Here is a 1,887-nt window from a genome sequence, read left to right on the forward strand (position 1 = left end):
CGATAGGGCCGTCTGTACATATTTCAGATGTAATGTCTTCTGCAAATAATGTGTATGTACTCTGGAATGGAATGGATCCGAACACAAAATCACCAGTTTCTTTTTTGAAGGCAAGTAACGATAACGGCACAAATTTTGGGAAAACTATCAATTTTACCAAATATGGCGTGTTACAAAATGATCTATACAGATCTAATATGAAAATGGCATCGTCAGGAAATAATTTGTATTTGGCATGGACTGACTGGGCAAATAACTCGGTCGGTCCAAATGTATTTTTTACAAAGAGCAATGATAGCGGAGGAATATTTGATAAACCACTAAAAATAAAAACTGGAAGTGGAATATCCCCAATAGCTGCAATAGGTTCTAGTGGGACAAACGTCTATGTGCTCATGTACAACAACACTGATTCTGACTATTCTGATCTGTTACTTGCAACAAGCACTGATAATGGAGAAACGTTTGGAAAACCACTATCACTTTCTACCAACCACAAGCTCATGATGGGAAACGTGCAGATGATAACCTCTGGAGACAATGTCTATGTTGTAGCAAGTGGAAGTTATTGGGGATCACAAAATGGTGCCATAGTATTTTATGCAAGCCATGATGATGGCAAATCTTTTGCACCTGTTATAATTGCAGATGATGTGATGGCGTTTATTCCACAGGTAGAAGTATCAGGTAATGACATATACATAATTTGGACTCAGATGGCTGGACAAGGTTCTGCATTATTTTTCGAAAAAAGTACTGACGGAGGAGCAAGCTTTGGCAATAAAATACAGATAAACCAAGACGGGGATTCGAGATGGCCACAGCTTGCAGTGTCAAAAAATGAGATCTTTGTCATGTGGGTGCAATCATTTCCATCTGGGGGAAACAAATTGTTATTATCAAAAAGTACTGATCATGGAGATACCTTCTCTGCTCCTCTGAACCTAGGAGGTTTTACCTCTGGAACTTTTGATTTTTCGCAGATGGGAATTTTAGAAAATGGTGACATATTTGCTATCTGGACAGGTGAGTATGATCCATCATATTCTCATTCCGGCCTATTCTTTAGAAAAAGNCTCTGGTCTATTCTTTAGAAAAAGTACAGATGGAGGAACAACCTTTGGAAACATATACGATCTTAACGTATTAGGCAACACCCTCATACTCAATCCAAAAGTTGTTTCGGTCCAAAACCAAATCTATGTTGCAGGTGATTCTGGGTCTCCTGGAATAAATGACATAATTTTTAGGGCAAGCTCAGATTCTGGTGAAACCTTTACGGGTCCTATAAATTTGAATTCTGATTATCCAGTACATATCTCTGGTCCATCCAAGTTGGTACCAATACCTGAATTCAAACCAGACATACCCACAAGCGTTCCTACAAACTCTCAATTTTCAAATTCGCAAAACGCATCATTTGTACTTGGCCAGTTAGACTTTGTATCAAACTCTGCAAATCCTACTGCAAGTACATTTTCCATGCCGCATTTTATTGTGTTTGATTCTCAGGGAGACCTTTGGGTTTCAGATGGTGGAAATGACAGGATACTTGAATTTACTCCTCCATTTACAATTGGCAAATCAGCATCAGTTGTTCTCGGGCAAAAAGATTTTACGTCATGGCAGGTACTGAATGGAACAAACCCAAAATCACTTTATCATCCACAGGGTCTTGCATTTGACAAAGATGGAAACTTGTGGATTGCAGACGGGGCATCAGACCGTGTACTAGAGTTTGAACCTCCATTTAAGACAGGTCAGATACCGTCCTTGGTTCTTGGACAAAAAGATTTTGGTGTAGGTGATTATCCTCAGTCAGGTACTGTGCAGTCTATGTATTATCCAGAGGGCATTGCATTTGATCCAGATGGAAACTTGTGGGTT

Annotated in this window: 1 pseudogene; it reads left to right on the top strand. The window is 39.3% G+C overall.

Annotated elements, in window-relative coordinates:
• Positions 1 to 1,482: 1,482 nt before the first annotated feature.
• Positions 1,483 to 1,887: pseudogene (locus DYY66_RS15790) on the top strand (hypothetical protein); the annotation flags it as partial.

The sequence above is a fragment of the Candidatus Nitrosotalea sp. FS genome (assembly GCF_011319475.1).
Classification (GTDB): Archaea; Thermoproteota; Nitrososphaeria; order Nitrososphaerales; family Nitrosopumilaceae; genus Nitrosotalea.